Origin of the sequence: Rhizobium favelukesii (genome assembly GCF_000577275.2) — a bacterium.
Taxonomy (GTDB): Bacteria; Pseudomonadota; Alphaproteobacteria; order Rhizobiales; family Rhizobiaceae; genus Rhizobium; species Rhizobium favelukesii.
The window spans coordinates 14,574-30,716 of sequence record NZ_HG916854.1; the positions used below are offsets into that span (position 1 = coordinate 14,574).

12 protein-coding genes and 2 pseudogenes are annotated in these 16,143 nt (G+C 59.4%); 8 read left to right on the top strand and 6 right to left on the bottom strand.

What is annotated here, in order from left to right; translation table 11 throughout:
* Position 1: 1 nt before the first annotated feature.
* Both LPU83_RS60010 and LPU83_RS60015 read right to left on the bottom strand, forming a co-directional pair.
* A pseudogene (locus LPU83_RS60010) lies at positions 2-1,122 on the bottom strand (ABC transporter permease).
* 113 nt (positions 1,123-1,235) lie between these two features.
* Positions 1,236-2,183: a sugar ABC transporter substrate-binding protein gene (locus tag LPU83_RS60015; protein WP_024317822.1), complete on the bottom strand. Its 948-nt coding sequence runs from the start codon at positions 2,181-2,183 to the stop codon at positions 1,236-1,238.
* Between the two features lie 209 nt (positions 2,184-2,392).
* Between LPU83_RS60015 and LPU83_RS60020 the strand changes: the two genes are divergently transcribed.
* Positions 2,393-3,385, top strand: a complete 993-nt coding sequence (locus LPU83_RS60020; RefSeq protein WP_024317823.1) for a LacI family DNA-binding transcriptional regulator — start codon at positions 2,393-2,395, stop codon at positions 3,383-3,385.
* A gap of 206 nt (positions 3,386-3,591) precedes the next feature.
* On the opposite strand, the gene LPU83_RS74370 is transcribed toward LPU83_RS60020, so the two are convergent.
* Complete coding sequence (locus tag LPU83_RS74370) at positions 3,592-3,822, bottom strand: MATE family efflux transporter (RefSeq protein WP_342214010.1); 231 nt, start codon at positions 3,820-3,822, stop codon at positions 3,592-3,594.
* A gap of 59 nt (positions 3,823-3,881) precedes the next feature.
* Between LPU83_RS74370 and LPU83_RS60030 the strand changes: the two genes are divergently transcribed.
* Entirely contained in the window at positions 3,882-4,187 is a 306-nt protein-coding gene (locus LPU83_RS60030; protein ID WP_141652599.1) for a hypothetical protein, read from the top strand.
* A 495-nt stretch (positions 4,188-4,682) separates the two neighbouring features.
* On the opposite strand, the gene fabF is transcribed toward LPU83_RS60030, so the two are convergent.
* On the bottom strand, positions 4,683-5,948 hold the full coding sequence (gene fabF / locus LPU83_RS60040) for a beta-ketoacyl-ACP synthase II (RefSeq protein WP_029710350.1): 1,266 nt from the start codon (positions 5,946-5,948) through the stop codon (positions 4,683-4,685).
* Positions 5,949-6,139: 191 nt separating this feature from the next.
* Positions 6,140-6,727 carry a TetR/AcrR family transcriptional regulator gene (locus LPU83_RS60045; RefSeq protein ID WP_024317826.1) on the bottom strand — a complete coding sequence of 196 codons (588 nt, stop codon included), beginning with the start codon at positions 6,725-6,727 and terminating at the stop codon, positions 6,140-6,142.
* Between the two features lie 98 nt (positions 6,728-6,825).
* Here LPU83_RS60045 and LPU83_RS60050 point away from each other — a divergent pair, with 98 nt between their 5' ends.
* The 6 genes and pseudogenes from LPU83_RS60050 (at position 6,826) to LPU83_RS60075 (ending at position 14,531) form a co-directional block, all read left to right on the top strand.
* Positions 6,826-7,938, top strand: coding sequence for an efflux RND transporter periplasmic adaptor subunit (locus LPU83_RS60050; RefSeq protein WP_024317827.1), 1,113 nt, complete (start codon positions 6,826-6,828; stop codon positions 7,936-7,938).
* Positions 7,938-11,048 carry an efflux RND transporter permease subunit gene (locus LPU83_RS60055; protein ID WP_024317828.1) on the top strand — a complete coding sequence of 1,037 codons (3,111 nt, stop codon included), beginning with the start codon at positions 7,938-7,940 and terminating at the stop codon, positions 11,046-11,048. The genes LPU83_RS60050 and LPU83_RS60055 overlap by 1 nt, the downstream gene beginning before the upstream one ends.
* A gap of 142 nt (positions 11,049-11,190) precedes the next feature.
* Entirely contained in the window at positions 11,191-11,805 is a 615-nt protein-coding gene (locus LPU83_RS60060) for a TetR/AcrR family transcriptional regulator (protein ID WP_024317829.1), read from the top strand.
* Positions 11,806-11,866: 61 nt separating this feature from the next.
* A pseudogene (locus LPU83_RS60065) lies at positions 11,867-12,106 on the top strand (IS110 family transposase); the annotation flags it as partial.
* Positions 12,107-12,428: 322 nt separating this feature from the next.
* Positions 12,429-13,334, top strand: coding sequence for a tyrosine-type recombinase/integrase (locus LPU83_RS60070; RefSeq protein ID WP_040680778.1), 906 nt, complete (start codon positions 12,429-12,431; stop codon positions 13,332-13,334).
* A 3-nt stretch (positions 13,335-13,337) separates the two neighbouring features.
* Positions 13,338-14,531, top strand: a complete 1,194-nt coding sequence (locus LPU83_RS60075) for an IS91 family transposase (protein WP_040680781.1) — start codon at positions 13,338-13,340, stop codon at positions 14,529-14,531.
* A gap of 405 nt (positions 14,532-14,936) precedes the next feature.
* Here the strand turns inward: LPU83_RS60075 and LPU83_RS60080 are convergent, their stop codons facing one another.
* The gene (locus LPU83_RS60080) at positions 14,937-16,046 is read right to left on the bottom strand and encodes a sulfite oxidase (RefSeq protein ID WP_210363019.1); all 1,110 of its coding nucleotides are present in this window, start codon (positions 16,044-16,046) and stop codon (positions 14,937-14,939) included.
* Positions 16,047-16,143: the final 97 nt, after the last annotated feature.

A 16,143-nucleotide genomic window follows, 5' to 3' on the forward strand; every position in this document is an offset into this window, starting at 1 on the left:
CTCAGCGCTCCCCTGTGACCTTGCGACGGATGAAGTTGTTGAAGAGGACGGCAAGCAGCAGCATCGAGCCGAGAAAGACTTGGAACCAGTCCGAGTCGAACTTGGTGTAGGTGAGGCCAATGGAGACGAGGCCGAAAATGATGGCTCCGAAGAACGCGCCGATGGCCGAACCATAACCGCCCGTCAGCAGACTTCCGCCGATGACAGCTGCAATGATGGCTTCGAACTCCTTCTGGAAACCGCGCCGGGCGTCAGTCGATCCGGCATCGAGCACCGTGATGATGGCGACGAGGGCGGCAGCACATGCGGTCAAGGCAAACAGACCGGTCTTGACGCGATCGACCGGTACGCCGGAGTTTCGGGCAGCATTGGCATCACCTCCGACGGCGAAAATCCAGTTCCCAACCCGGGTGCGCAACAGGACCCAGGTCGCGACGCCGGCAAGACCGATGAACCAGACCACGGAGACCGGCACGCCTGCGACCTTCGGCACGCCATTGTCGAATTTCTCGATCAGGTCGTTTTCGGCAAGCCAGGCAAAGAAGCCTTGGAAGGCCAGGCCTGAGAACAGGCTCGCAATGGGGGTGTCGCCAACGGCTTCGCTGATACCGCGAAGCTGCGTCGATCCGCCGGTGGCCCATTTCAGGCCGACAAGCGTCAATCCGCGCAGGATGAACAGAAAAGCCAGGGTGACGATGAACGAGGGAAGCCGCGTCCGTATGACGATCTGCCCGTTGACGGCGCCGAGCACGGCGGCAAAGAGCAAGGTGAAAAGAATCGCGATCCAGAGTGGCTGGCCAAAATTGACCAAGAGGCCACCGAAAATCAGACCTGCGAAGGCACCATCGAGCCGATGGAGAGATCGAACTCGCCACCGATCATCAGCATGGACGCTGCGATGGCGAGGATGCCCAGCTGCGACGCCGGCGCCAGGATGGTCATCAGGCCCGACAAGGAGAACATCGACGCGTCGGCGGTGAAGAAGAAAAAGGTCACCACCATCAAGAGGCCCGCAACGGCGCCAAGTTCGGGACGTCGCATCAGACTTGTCAGAACACTGACCTTCTTCATGCGTTCGTCGGATTTAATCGGTGTGGCTGGAATTCTGCTAATTTCGGTCATGGTTCCTCCCGTGGGCGTCATACGCCACAGCCATGCAGGACAATGCGAAAGGGTGATCGGCAGCCCTCCTGTTGGCGGGGCTGCCGACGCGCGCTAGCGCGACTGGAGATGGATCAACGGATACCCTGTGCGGACAGCTCGACGACCTGAGCGGCCTTATCCTTGGTGATCAGGTTCGGACCCGAGGGTACGTTGCCACCCGGGATGAGGCCGTATTTCGCGTTGTTGGCCAGGAAGACCGTCGACAAGTAACCCTGCAGGAACTGCTGCTGATCGATGGCAAACGCGGCTTCGCCCGCAGCGACTGCTTTCAGGAAATCGGCAGAAAGATCGAAGGTCGCCACACTGACCTTGCCTGTCTTGCCAACGTCCTTGACGGCTGCGAGAGCGGGCTCGCCGGCAGTGCTTGCACCCAACGCCATGATGGTGTCGACCGCATCGTTCGCGCTCAGAGCCGCTGTGACCTTGGCTTCGACTTCCGCCGGATCGTTGGACACGGGAAGGACAGTGACAGTGCCGCCAAACCCATCCGAGAAGCCCTTGCAGCGCAGGTCGAGCGAGACGTTGCCGACTTCCTGGTTGATGCAGATGCCGGTCTTGCCGCCCATCTCCTTCAGCTTCTCTCCGGCAGCTTTACCCGCACCGTACTCGTCCTGGCCGACATGCAGCAGAGCGCCGAGTTGCTTCGATACATCGGAGCCGGAGTTGATCGAGATCACCGGAATACCAGCAGCAACGGCTTTTTCGATCGACGGTCCGAGAGCCGAAGCATCCGGGATCGACACGATCAGACCATCGGGCTTCTGGTTGACCGCAGCGTCGATCAGCTGGCTCATGGCCACCATATCGAACGTTTCGGGCGCGCGATAATCAACCTGGACGCCGGCATCCATCGCACCGGCTGTCACACCATTCTTGACCACCGACCAGAAGGGGTCGTTCGCCTGGCCATGTGTCACAGCAATGATCTTGATGTCTTTTGCGGACGCCAGGCTTCCGGCACCCGCAACAGCTGCAACGATCGAAACACCGAGCGCAAGCTTCTTAATAAGCGATTTCATAAAAACTCCTCCCAAAGGGCGTCCCACACCTCGCGAGAACCACCAAAACGCCTCAGACGGCGCCGTCCTCCAACTTGCTACCGGGTGCATATTTTTTGCTACCGGTAGCAAACGTGCATAGCTATAAGATTCTTGCTAAAAGAAATCAACCATTCATTTCGCCATTCGGCAGAAATGGAATAAACGTTTCGAAAGGGAGAAGATCGACCATGAAGCGAGCGACGGCGCAAAATGTGGCGTTAGAGGCGGGCGTTTCAAAGTGGACGGTCATCCGCGCATTTACCCCCGGTGCATCGATCACGGAAGCAAGCAAAGCCAAAGTGCTGGAGGCGGCAGCACGACTCAATTATCGGCCAAACCTGTTGGCTAGGAGCCTTGCCACCAATTCTACACATCAGGTCGCGGTTCTCATCGACGACTTTGAAAACCCGCACAAGCTTCCGTTTCTTGAAAAGCTGACCGCCAGCCTGCAGGCTGAGGGGCTCGTGACGATGCTGATCAATATCAATCAGCACTACAGCCACGTGCATGCCATATTGAATGCCGAGCAGCGGCAGGTTGATGCGATCGTGCTATTTGGCACAGCGTTTCGCGACGAGATGTTGACGGACCATAAGCTGGGACGCGGCGGCCCTCCGATGTTTGTTCTCGCTCGGGATAGCCAGATCGAAGGTGTTCCCGCCATCTCCTGCGATGCGGCCGTGGCGATTGCCGCGATCGGCAAGCACCTATTAAATAGGGGGTATCGGAGGCCGGGATTTATGGCCGGAGCTCGCTCCCTGTCTACGGCGCTTGGCAGGCGCAGGAACTTTAAGGAGTTCTGGCGAACCACTCTCGGCGTCGAACTCGTGGAGATGTCTGCCGAGCGCTATAGCGCAGAAGCAGGTGCGCAGGCAGCCCGGGACTATCTGTCCCAAGTTGCGCCGGAAGACCGGATCGATGTCCTCATGTGTGAAAACGATGCCCTCGCGTTCGGAGCGATGGATGTTGCCCGCAGCGAGTTCGGCTTACGTGTTCCCAACGATCTCGCCATTGTGGGCTTCGATAACGCTGCCCCAGCGGCGTCACCAGCATACGGCCTGACAACCTATGAGCAGCCGACCGATCAGATGGTCAAAGCGGCAATAGACATGATTTTGGAAAGAGCACCGAGAGAGACAGTTAACCTCCAGGGCAAGCTTGTTGTGAGAGATTCAGCTTGATTGATCAAACAATAAGGCGCGGTCGATTTACTTACACTTGGTTGTGCTCGGAATCCTCGCGCTCGAAACATCCGACGCGGAAGAACGGTTGCGGCTGTGAGCATTCCGTAAGCGAGCGCCGCCACGGCGACGGTTTGGAACAGGACGCCGACGCTCGCTCCATACCAGATCACCGCGGACCATCCCAGACCCGCAGCCACAATCATTCACGGTTCAGGCCAGTACGGGAAGAAGCACACGCTTGGTTCCCTGGCTCCCGAAGTAAAGGCCAGACCCAATCCAATCGCCCCGTATGCAGGTGCTACCGTTCGCAGATAAAGGGATCCCATTTCCTGTACGTTCGGGTCGCTGGTGAACGGCTTCATCCAAACATGCGGGAACACCGCAGCGAGGAGGCCGATGATCAGTGTGACTCCAAACGCAATCCCTGCGCCAATCCAGGCGACCCTGCGCGGCCGCTCGACCTGGTCGCTTCAGAAGTGGCAGGCAGAGAATCATGCTGCTTGAATATAGATTGCGTTTAAAATCTAAATCACGTATAGAGGTTGGACGCAATCTAATTTTGATGGTGAGCGAACGCGCCACCCGGGGCCATACAGGAATGACGAAAGCGATATTCTTTGATCGGGAACCGATCGCCACCGACATCGCGGAAAACCCCATCGCCAATGATCTATGCTTTGTACTTCAGCGGGCCAATCGCATTATTTCGCGCGGCGCTGACTCTGCATTGCGAGCGACAGGACTGACTGCCGAGCAGACATTGCTGCTTGCGGCAATCGCCGAGGCGGGGGTCCCCTAGAGCCGCCGATCTCTCCCGCAGCCTCGGCATCGATGCTTCGACGATTGCGGCGAACCTCAAGCCTCTGATGAGGCAAGAATTGGTTTTTGCGCCGGTCGATGTCACCGACCGCAGAGCGCGGCGGCTTTTTCTGACCGTGGCTGGGAGCGAACGGCTTGAGAGGGGGATCAAGCAGCTCCAGGAATACGAAGGCGGCCTGGCATCAGAGTGTGACGGAAATACCGATCACTTGGCCTCTGTCAGGCTCTCAGCAGTCTGGCAGAAGCATGCCTTTAAGTAACACGCGCCCGCCTTCATGCCTGTCTTCTTTCCCCAGGAACGTTGCTGACCTCACCCACGCCAATGACGGCAATCCTTGGCTGGAGGGGACGTATATTCGGTGCAGTAACCATCGTTTGGTTCATAGAAGGTCAGCTCCCAAGCAAGGGTAGTTTCAGGACGGGGCGGCCGCTGCGATGAGTGTCAGCCAACGGTGGATTGCTACCACTAATCCCTTTATGTCCACCGTCTGAAGAGTGCGCTGGCATTGACCCCGCCAAAGCCGAAACCGTTGGATATTGCGTATTCAGCGTCTAATTGGCGCGCTTGGTTTGCGACGAAGTCGATACCGTCGGCTTCCTGATCCGGAGAACTCAGGTTCAGGGTCGGTGGCGCGATCCGGTTCTTGAGCGCCAAAATCGTGAAGATAGCTTCCAGTCCACCAGCCGCGCCGAGCAGATGTCCTGTGGCTGATTTCGTACCGCTCACAGCGATGGTGTTGTCGGAACCGAACACAGTCTTGATGGCCCTGATCTCACCGAGATCTCCAACTGGTGTCGAGGTGGCGTGCGCGTTCAGATGACCGATCTCATGCGCGGCTATTCCAGCCTGCGCGATAGCGATCTCCATGGCTCTGCGCGCGCCGTTCCCATCTTCGGGACCGGAGGTAATGTGATGGGCGTCGGCTGTCGTGCCGTATCCGACGAGTTCGGCAAGCGGCGTGGCACCGCGAGCAAGTGCATGGCTCAACGCTTCGATGACTAACATGCCCGATCCCTCGCCCATAACGAAGCCATCGCGCATCATGTCGAAAGGGCGGGATGCCTGGCTCGGGGTTTCGTTGAAGCCGGTCGATAGCGATCTGGCGGCGGCAAAGCCCCCAAGACTGACGATATTCATGCAGGCTTCCGTTCCGCCGCATATCGCAATGTCAGCTTCATTGGATCGGATTAGCCTGGCGGCATCGCCGATCGCCTGAACACCGGCAGCACATGCCGTCACGGGCGCGCCGAGGGGACCCTTGAAGCCGAAACGGATCGAGACTTGTCCCGCTGCGAGGTTGACGAGAAACGACGGTATGGTGAAGGGCGAAAGACGGCGGACACCGCGTTGATCGACGGTGCGGACCGCTTCGGTGATTGCGGGAAAGCCGCCGATACCCGAAGCGATGATCGTCGCGGTTCGCAGCCGGTCATCATTCGAAACCGGCTTCCACTTCGCCTGCGCGAGCGCCTCTTCAGCGGCCGCCAGTGCGAAGATGATGAACCGGTCGACCTTGCGTTGGTCCTTCGGCGCCAGGACCGTATCCGGATCGAAGCCGCCTTCAGGATCTTCAGTGAACGAGGGGACCACTCCCCCTATTTTTGACGGGAGGTCTCCGACCACGTCGTCTCCCAGTCGCCGAATGCCGCTTCGACTCGCAAGGAGACGTGCCCAAGAGATACCGACATTGGCTCCAAGGGGGCTGACAGCTCCCATTCCTGTTACAACGATACGACGCATCTGTTTTCCACTTGTCTTCTTATTAAAAATTGGCACGCCTCAAGCGTGCCGGCCGACGATACCGCCAGACCCATTCTCAAATCATGCAGTTTGCGCAAGAGTTCAAAGGGCGGGCGCTGTGCCCGCACATTCGGGCGATAGCTCAACGCGGGTCCTCATCCGCACCAGGTCATCGAACCCAACGACAGCCTTCAGGCGACATCATCACCGTGCGCAATGCGCCTGACTTCGCCAGCAGCTGCGTCGAGGATGCCTTGCGACAAACTCTCGTCCTCCATAATCCGCGACAGCGTGACGGCGCCCACCATGAGAGACAGTATCGCCATCGCCTTGCCGCTGGGATTGGAGCTCCGGGCGTCGCCCATCAGTTCATCCAGCACCTCAAAGTGAGCCCGGATCCCATCCTCGAAAGGGCGTCTAACTTCTGCATTCTGCCGGGCCGCGTCCGATCCCAACGCCACCAAAGGGCAACCGTCGGCCTTTTCCCCGAGATGGCCCGGTGAGAGATAGAACTCCATGACTGCTTCAAGGGGATCGGAGCTGGTCGCGGCCGCCGTCGACCATCTCCGCGTAGCGCTTTCCAGTGCGCGCCTGGACGCCTGGGCTGCGAGATCGTCCTTGGATGAGAACTGCTTGTAGAACCCGCCTTGCGTCAGGCCGGCACCCTTCATCAGATCCTTGAGGCCAATACCATCGAAGCCGTGCTCTCGAAACAGACGGCTGGCGACGTTGATCACGGTCTCTCGATTTTCCTCGGCCTGTGCGCGGCTCACTCTCATATTGATCTCCGATTAGATTTCATTTGACATCTATAACGCAAATAGAGTTAGATCGCAATCTAAATTATCCCGGTCGCTGGTCAAGAAGAGAACTTAAAATGAAACGCAAACATGTCCTGACTTTCGTGGGTCTCGTTGCAGCGGCGGGGGCGGCTGCCTTTTTCCTGGTTTTCGAATCCCCTAAGCGGGAAGCCGAGGCTGCGGACCCACGGACGGCTTCACCACTCGTAAGGGTGGCAGAAGCGACAAAGACGGAAACGGCGGAGCGCTCGTTTACCGGCACGGTCGCTTCGCGCGTACAGAGCAACCTCGGGTTTCGGGTCCCGGGCAAGATCGTTCAGCGGATGGTCGATGTGGGCCAGCAAGTGAGACAAGGCCAGACCCTGATGCGCATTGATGAAACCGATCTCCAGCTCGCGCTGACAGCGAAGCGCAATACGGTTACCGCAGCGCGTGCCGTCCTGACCCAAGCACAGGCAGATGAAAAACGATATGCGACGCTGGTGAAAAATGGATTGGCTGCCACTCAACAGCGTTATGAACAGGCAAAGGCGGCTCTCGATACGGCCTCCGCACAGCTCGCCGCGGCTGAAGCCGACGCCAAGGTTGCGGAAAATGCGGCCACCTATTCCGTTCTTCTCGCAGATTCGGATGGAACGGTCGTCAATACGCTTGGAGATCCCGGGCAAGTCGTGACAGCAGGCCAGACGGTGGTTCAACTCGCGCAGGCTGGACCGCGGGAAGCTGTTGTGTGGCTACCTGAGACTTTACGACCCCGGCTAGGGTCCGTGGCGGAGGCCAGTGTCTACGGAGGCGACGGTCTCAGCGGAAAAGCTCGTTTGCGACAGATTTCCGACGCTGCCGATCCCCAGACCCGGACTTATGACGCGCGTTATGTTCTTGAAGGCTCCGCCGCATCTGCTCCGCTCGGCTCGACGGTGACGATTAAAATTCTGGACGCGGACAGGCAGTTGGAGGTCGCTGTTCCCGTAGGCTCCATCCTGGACGACGGTAACCGCACGGGTGTGTGGGCTGTTGATGGCGGCACATCCACCGTTAAGTTCACCCCGGTCAAAGTTCAGCAGATCGGCGAGGAAACGGCATTTGTCACGGGAATTGGAATTGGCGAGCAGGTTGTTGCTCTGGGCGCGCATCTCCTCGACGATGGTGCGGCCGTCAGGATTGCCTCGCAGCAAGAGGTGACGAAATAATGAGCTTCAATCTTTCCGCCATCGCTGTCCGCGAACGCGCCGTCACGTTATTCTTCATAGTCCTCTTGGCCGCCGCAGGAGCCTACGCCTTCGTCAAGCTGGGCCGGGCTGAGGATCCCTCCTTCACCATCAAAACCCTTACGGTCACCTCGGTTTGGCCGGGCGCTACGGCGCGAGAAATGCAGGACCTTGTCGCTGAGCCGCTTGAGAAGCGTATCCAGGAACTCACCTGGTACGACCGTGTCGAAACAACGACGCGGCCTGGCTACGCCTTCCTCACCGTGACACTGAAGGATAATACTCCGGCGAGCGCCGTCGCAGAAGAGTTCTATCAGGCTCGCAAAAAGCTCGGCGACGAAGCCCGAAATCTTCCGCCCGGTGTCATGGGTCCCTTTGTCAATGATGAATACTCGGACGTGAGCTTCGGACTTTACGCACTGAAGGCGAAGGGGATGCCGATGCGCGACCTCGTTCGCCAGGCGGAGGTCATCCGTCAGGATCTCCTGCATGTTCCGGGCGTCAAGAAAATCAACATTCTCGGAGAGCGCCCAGAACAGATTTTCGTCGAATTCTCCTATGCCAAACTGGCAACACTCGGAATATCGGCGACCGATATCGCCGCAGCCTTGCAAAGACAGAACACGGTCACGCCGGCCGGCTCTATCGACACGCGTGGCCCCCAGGTCTTCATCCGTTTCGACGGAGCCTATAACAGTGTGCAGGCGATTGCCGACACGCCGATCGCTGCGGCCAGCCGGACGCTGAAGCTCTCCGATCTGGCGGATGTGCGGCGCGGCTATCAGGATCCCGCAACCTACATCATCCGCCATGAGGGCGAGCCGACAATCATGCTGGGTGCAGTGATGCAACCGGGCTGGAATGGCCTTGAGCTCGGCAAGGCGCTTGAAGCGCGGTCCGCCGCGATCGCGCAGACACTGCCGCTCGGCATGACGCTCACGAAAGTCAGCGATCAGGCCGTCAATATTGACGAGGCGGTCGGCGAGTTCATGCTGAAGTTCGCCATGGCGCTTGGCGTCGTGCTGTTCGTCAGCCTGGTCGCTTTGGGCTGGCGCGTCGGCATCGTTGTGGCGCTTGCTGTGCCGCTGACGCTCGCCGTCGTCTTCCTCATCATGCTGGAAACCGGACGGTTTTTCGATCGTATTACGCTTGGCGCATTGATCCTTGCACTGGGGCTTCTAGTGGACGATGCTATCATCGCGATCGAAGTCATGGTCGTGAAGATGGAAGAGGGCATGGACCGCATCAAGGCGGCCGCCTATGCCTGGAGCCATACGGCGGCGCCGATGCTGTCCGGTACGCTGGTCACGATTATCGGGCTGATGCCTGTGGGCTTCGCTCGATCGACGGCTGGTGAGTACGCTGGCAACATCTTCTGGGTCGTGGGGTTCGCCCTGATCGTCTCCTGGATCATCGCGGTGACCTTTACGCCATACCTCGGTGTAAAAATGCTGCCGAACATCAAACCGGTCGAAGGCGGACACCACGCCATCTATGATACGCCGAACTACCGGCGCCTGCGCTCCATCATCAAGTTTGCGGTTCGCCACAAGTTCGTGACTTGCGCTGTGGTCGGCATCACGATGGCTGTTTCGGTCGTCGGGATGGGAAGCGTAAAACAACAGTTCTTCCCGACATCGGATCGGCCCGAGGTGCTGGTCGAAGTTCGTATGCCCGAAGGTACGAGCATCGAAACCACGACAGCCGCAGTAGAGAAAGTCGAAGCCTGGCTGCAAACGCAGCCGGAAGCGAAAATCGTAACCAGCTATGTAGGGCAGGGCGCTCCCCGCTTCTTCTTTGCCATGGCGCCGGAACTTCCCGATCCTGCTTTCGCCAAGGTCGTTGTGCTGACGCCCGATGCCCATGCACGCGAGGATTTGAAGCACCGCCTTCGCGCCGCCATTTCGGAAGGGATCGTTCCTGAAGCATCTGTCCGTGTAACGCAGCTTGTATTTGGCCCCTACACGCCGTTTCCGGTCGAGTTTCGGATCATGGGACCGGATCAGGATGAGTTGTACAAGATTTCCGAGCAAGCCCTGGCAATTATGAAAAGTGTACCCGATGTACGACAGGCCAACCGGGATTGGGGCAACCGAACCCCTGTGCTGCGGTTTGTTCCGGATCAGGACCGGCTCAATCTGATCGGTCTCTCACCCTCGGAGGCAGCCCAGCAGATGCAGTTGCTGCTCAGCGGCATTCCGGTCACACAGGTGCGCGACAACATCCGCAACGTCCCCGTTGTCGCACGCAGCGCAGGTGATAACCGACTTGATCCGTCACGGCTGAGCGATTTCTCGCTCATGAGCAGGGATGGCCGTCAGGTCCCCCTCGATCAGATCGGGCATTCGGAGATCCGGTTCGAGGAGCCAATCCTGAAGCGCCGTGACCGCACGCCGGTGATCACGATACGCTCCGATATCAACGAGTCGACGCAACCCCCGGAAGTTTCCCAGCAGGTCATGAAGGCACTTCAGCCGCTCATCGCATCGCTTCCGGTTGGATATCGCATCGAGATGGGCGGCAATATCGAGGAGTCGCTCAAGGCCAATGTCGCACTTGTTCAGGTTTTTCCGCTGATGATCGCGGCCATGTTGATTGTCATTATCCTCCAGGTGCGCAGCCTGTCGACGATGACGATGGTGATGTTAACCGCGCCCCTCGGACTTGCCGGAGTCGTCCCGACCCTGTTCCTGTTCAATCAGCCTTTCGGCTTCAACGCCATTCTCGGACTGATAGGATTGGCCGGTATCCTCATGCGCAACACGCTGATCCTGACTGAGCAAATCAAGGAAAACAAGGCGGCTGGCCTCGACGACTATCATGCCGTTATTGAAGCGACGGTGCAGCGGACACGACCCGTGATCCTGACTGCGCTGGCAGCCATTCTCGCATTCATACCCTTAACGCATTCGGTGTTCTGGGGGTCGATGGCATACACACTGATTGGCGGAACGGCAGCGGGCACAGTGATGATCCTGCTCTTTCTGCCAGCGCTTTACGCTGTGTGGTTTCGGATCAAGCCAACGAGAGAGGAGAGACATGGAGAAACGATTGATGAGCTGGAGCCACCGAGGGCGATGGCCGCTGAGTAGCGTTTCGTGTTCAAGACGTCGCGCCGGTTTCTCACGTGCTATTTCCCATGCCTGCCGATGTGCGTCAGAGAAGCGGACCACCGGCAAAAATCGGAGGTGTCTAGGAACGCCAGTTGGTTAGAAACTTCGCGCTGGAGACGCCATGAGCCGCCGTACCCGTATAGAGATTGACGTCGACCTCTTTCGGGAGCGGATTCTGGATGTGGCGGAAGAGCACTTTCGCCGCATCGGTTACCAAAAGACCTCGGTGGCCGACATTGCATCCTGTCTCGGAATGAGCAGCGCCAATATCTACCGTTTTTTTCCCTCGAGGGCGGCAATCAACAGGTCGATCTGTGGCCGCTTCTTCGCGGAAACTGCTCGGCGCGCAGATGCGATCGCCCGGATGCAGGCGCCGGCTCACGAGAAGCTCGTAGATCTTTTGAATATCCTCCACCAGAAAAGAAAAACGACGTTCATCAAAGAGAAGCCGGTCCACGATCTGATCGTCGCAGCAACGGAGGAGAACTGGGCAATCATCAGAGCCCATAGTGACCAGATCGTGGTGATCATCGAGACGATTGTTCGCGAAGGGATGGCCGCACACGAGTTTGGTGTTGAAGATGCCGCGCAAGCCGCCCGAAGTATAATGAACGCCTTCATGCCGTTCTACCACCCCATTCTCGTCGAGCAGGGAGTCCAAAGCGGTGAACATACCGAGGCGGGCTTGCGTGACCAGATCCGTTTTATATTCAGAGCTCTCGGCTGTCCTGACTAGCATCCTCCGCTAGACGCAACCAGAGTTATTGATTCGGCTCGATTGCAATTGCGGTCGCCTGGGCGTCTCAAAAGCGGGTAATCCACGGCTGCGAACGGCGATGGTCGAGCTTGCGTGGTTATGGCTGCGCTACCAACCGGGTTCAATGCTCTCGTGCTGGTTTAAGGAACGCGTCGCACGCAATGGCGGACGCTTCAAAAAGTCGATGATCGTGGCGCTCGCCCGCAAGCTGCTGGTGGCGCTATGGAAATATGTAAGCGCCGGCGTCGTCATCGAGGGGGCGGTCATGAAATCCGCCTGAGCGACGACAGCCCAGCGGCAAAACTATTCCAATCCCCAGGGCCTGATCAGCGCTGGCGGATCCAGTTGAACGTGTGTGGACGCCCCGGTAAATGCAAGCGATGCGATGGAAACGAGCCGTGCACAGTCTCGTGGACGAACGGCACTCTTGACCGAGAGCGACGTCCACCCTTAGGTCTGTGAACGGCAGCACTGCGCCATCATGCACGAACCCGCTTCGCGGGAGGGGCGTGCGCGGTGAGGTTGGTGTGATTATCTGAAGTTCTGGGCAGGCTGTTGGTGTTGCCTGACCATTGAGTTCCCTTCAACGAGAGGAACGTTCAATGGCCAGCTTCTCCAATGATGCCCCGACCACCCCGCTTCGCCAGCGCATGCAGGAAGACATGGTGATGCGAGGGTTGGGATCCCACACTCAGCAGGACTACATCCGTCATGTCCGGCGCTTCGCCACGTTTCTTGGGCGTACCCCTGACACCGCAATGGTCGAGGACATACGACATTTCCAGTTGTATCAGCATGAGAACGGTGTGGGTCCGGCCACGATCAACGGCACGGTTTCGGCGCTACGCTTTCTGTTTGCGGTGACGCTAAAGCGGCGGGATCTGGCGCGAGCGCTGGTGATAACCCGCAATCCACGCAAGCTACCCGATGTGCTGAGCATGGAGGAAGCTGCGCGGTTGCTCGAGGCGGCGCCAGGCATCAAATACAAAGCGGCGCTTGGCGTGGCCTATGGCGCGGGCTTGCGCGTCTCCGAGGTCGCGCATCTCAAGGTCGATGACATCGACTCGACGCGCATGCTGATCCGCGTTGAACAAGGCAAGGGACGCAAGGATCGCAATGCCCTGCTTTCTCCGCAACTCCTTGAACTGCTGCGACTGTGGTGGCGCGAAGGAAAGCGGCGCGGCGTGATGCTGCCTCATGGCTGGCTGTTTCCGGGGCGCAGTCGCACCGACCCGATCTCGTCGCGGCAACTGCATCGCGCGGTTCAGGAAGCTGCGGAGGTCGCCGGCATCCACAAGCGCGTCAGCCCGCATACCCTACGGCACAGCTTTGCCACCCACCTTCTGGAGGATGGCACCGATATCCGCGTCATCCAGGTTCTGCTCGGACATAGCAAGCTGGAGACGACCGCGCTCTATGCGAAGGTCTCCACCCGGACTATTCACGCGGTCGCAGGGCCCCTCGACCGGCTGATGGCGCTGATGGAAGGCAAAACGCCCGACGGCTGAGCCATGCGCACCTCGATTGAGGTCGCCGATATCTTCCGTGTTGCCGGGCCGACCTATCGGAAAGCCCATGGGGGACACCTCAGCTTGGCCCAGTTCAAGGTGATGTCGGCGGTCGAGCACTGCCGCACCGCTGCATTGGGCGGCCATGTCGAGGCCTGCGAGGATTGCGGAGAGTGGCGCATTGCCTACAATTCCTGCCGGAACCGGCATTGCCCGAAGTGCCAGGGCGCCGCCGCACGCACATGGCTCGCCGAGCGCGAGGCTGATCTCTTGCCGGTCGGATACTTCCATGTCGTCTTCACGCTGCCTGCCGAGATCGCCGCGATCGCCTTCTACAACAAGGCGCTCGTCTACGACCTTCTGTTCAAGGCCGCATCGGAAACGATGCTGACAATCGCCGCCGATCCGAAGCATCTCGGCGCGCGCATCGGCATGACCGCCGTGCTGCACACATGGGGATCGGCCATGACCCATCATCCCCATGTTCACATGATCGTGCCAAGCGGCGGCATCTCCCTTGATGGGTCACGCTGGATATCGTCACGTCCTGCATTCCTCTTGCCGGTGCGTGTGCTAGGCAAGCTCTTCCGGCGCTTGTTCCTCACGAGACTGCTCCAACTCCACGATGCCGGGCGGCTCGCCTTCTTCGGTTCGGCTGCGCATCTCACTGACCGTCGGGCATTCGTACGGTACCTGTCGCCGGTGCGAAAGAAGCGTTGGGTCGTTTATGCCAAGCCGCCCTTCGCGGGACCTGAGGCGGTTCTTGCCTATCTGTCACGATATACGCACCGGGTTGCCATCTCGAACAGTCGTCTGATCTCGTTCGACGAGACCGGTGTCATCTTCCGCTACAAGGACTACCGCCGCGACGGCCGCGACCGGCAGCAAATCATGACGCTCGCGACCGTCGAGTTCATTCGCCGCTTCCTGCTCCATGTCCTGCCGCGCGGGTTCCACCGCATCCGGCATTACGGTCTGCTCGCCGGCAGCTCCCGAAAGATCAGCATCGCTCGCGCCCGCGAACTCCTGAACGCTGTCCCGCCGCCCGCTGACGACGCAACCGATGAGCCGAACGATATCCGCCCGCCATGCCCATGCTGCGGCGGACGTATGATCGTCGTCAAGGTGTTCGAACGCTGGCGGCAACCGCGCGGACCGCCAGATAAGGCAACAACGAACCGGGAGAGTGCGTCATGACCCGGCATGGCAGATCCATTCATATGGTCCACTCAAAACAGAGCCGGCCAACGGGAGGGCCTGCGCCAGTCCGAATGGCGCTGGCTTCCAACCGGCCAAACGCTCTCCCAATCACCACGAAACTCTCGGCCGTCACACCCGAAAACACCAATCTTCACCCGCTGGGACCGACAAGCGACGCTGCGAGCAGCGGCCCGCCGGAAGATCCGATACACAAAACCCCATAGCTCACGGAATGCCGACCGCGGGTTCCTGCATGAGAGGCTTTCGTACGCCTGACGGCACCCGAAACCCTTCACCATAGTGGTCATCGAGCCACCGGCCGCCGTTGCTGCAAAGCGGACATGACGCAGTGACAACGCGGGCCGCGTTGCGCCAAGCCGCCATTCCGCCCCATGCGGGTGATTAGATCACGAATTCCTCCTCGTACGTCTGTGGCTCGGCAACGACACTAACCTCCACCGGAACGATCCAATTGGCCGCGTAGCTCTCGCAGTCGGAACGCTGGAGGTCGGGCTGCACGCACCCCGCCCCATCGATCGCGCGACATCGCAGTATATATCGCCCCACTTCTTCAGGGGTCCACATGTACTCCCACAAGCGCCATGCAAAGGGACGTTCTGTTTCGAGGAGCCTCCCCTCGCGCCAGCCCCTGCCATCTCCGGTGCAGACCTGCACCTGCCGGATAACAGCCTCTCCGCTCCAGGCGGCTCCGAAAATCCGGTACGGTTGGCCGACGATGAGATGCGCCCCCTGTACGGGACGCGCGATCTGCGCTTTGACCTCCATCTCCGCAAGGGGGACCAGCCTGGGTTCCCCGAGGCTGCGCTCCCAACGGAAATAGTCGCGCGCCTGCCAGTAGCCAAGGAACGGTTGCTCCACAACCGTGATATGCGTGATCCACTTGACCCAAGCCATGCCGAACCAGCCACCCACGACCGCGCGTAGCGGGTAGCCGTGATCGCGCGTCAACGGCTCCTCGTTCATCGAATAGGCAAGGATCGTGCTGTCAGCGATGGCCTTCTCAAGCGGTAAACTGCGCGCAAAAGCGATGGGGCCGGGAGAAGCCGTTTTCTTGTTCGTGTCGACGACGCCGCTGTCGGCGCCTGCGAGCAGAACCTCACGTGCGGTTCGCTTAACGCCCGCCATTTCCAAAATCTCGCGCAGAAGAACACCTGTCCACGCGGCATTGCCGACGGCTCCGTTCTGCCACTGCAACCCCTCCTTCGGCGGCACATAGTAGACGCGCCCGTTCCCTGCACACTCGACGACGGCGGTGAAAGTCGTGCTCCGCATCGCCTTGATGCTGTCGAGGTCAAGTTCGATCGGCCGCTCCACCGCCCCGCCAACGCGCAATCTCCAGTCTCGCGCATCGAGGTCCGGCGATGGGAAATGGTTTCGCACGAAGAACAGCTCGGTTGGGATCAGCCAATCGGAGAGCGACGCAAACGGAAACTCGATGTTCTGTGGGGATTTCTGTCGAACTATTAGACTGGGCTGATGTGGTGTCGGCATCGTCCTCGTCTCCCCTTTCAAGAGCACAACGTCGGCTCTCGGTCGCGCGAATTCCGGTACGATCACACCGCCCCTCGCACCGCGTCTGTCGCATTCC

Excerpts from the sequence above, each read along its gene's own strand:
- LPU83_RS60060 (WP_024317829.1), top strand. The coding sequence starts at position 11,191 with ATGAGCCGCCGTACCCGTATAGAGATTGACGTCGACCTCTTTCGGGAG.
- LPU83_RS60015 (WP_024317822.1), bottom strand. The coding sequence starts at position 2,183 with ATGAAATCGCTTATTAAGAAGCTTGCGCTCGGTGTTTCGATCGTTGCA.
- LPU83_RS60020 (WP_024317823.1), top strand. The coding sequence starts at position 2,393 with ATGAAGCGAGCGACGGCGCAAAATGTGGCGTTAGAGGCGGGCGTTTCA.
- LPU83_RS60050 (WP_024317827.1), top strand. The coding sequence starts at position 6,826 with ATGAAACGCAAACATGTCCTGACTTTCGTGGGTCTCGTTGCAGCGGCG.
- LPU83_RS60070 (WP_040680778.1), top strand. The coding sequence starts at position 12,429 with ATGGCCAGCTTCTCCAATGATGCCCCGACCACCCCGCTTCGCCAGCGC.
- LPU83_RS60030 (WP_141652599.1), top strand. The coding sequence starts at position 3,882 with ATGCTGCTTGAATATAGATTGCGTTTAAAATCTAAATCACGTATAGAG.
- LPU83_RS60075 (WP_040680781.1), top strand. The coding sequence starts at position 13,338 with ATGCGCACCTCGATTGAGGTCGCCGATATCTTCCGTGTTGCCGGGCCG.
- LPU83_RS60045 (WP_024317826.1), bottom strand. The coding sequence starts at position 6,727 with ATGAGAGTGAGCCGCGCACAGGCCGAGGAAAATCGAGAGACCGTGATC.
- LPU83_RS60080 (WP_210363019.1), bottom strand. The coding sequence starts at position 16,046 with ATGCCGACACCACATCAGCCCAGTCTAATAGTTCGACAGAAATCCCCA.
- LPU83_RS60055 (WP_024317828.1), top strand. The coding sequence starts at position 7,938 with ATGAGCTTCAATCTTTCCGCCATCGCTGTCCGCGAACGCGCCGTCACG.
- fabF (WP_029710350.1), bottom strand. The coding sequence starts at position 5,948 with ATGCGTCGTATCGTTGTAACAGGAATGGGAGCTGTCAGCCCCCTTGGA.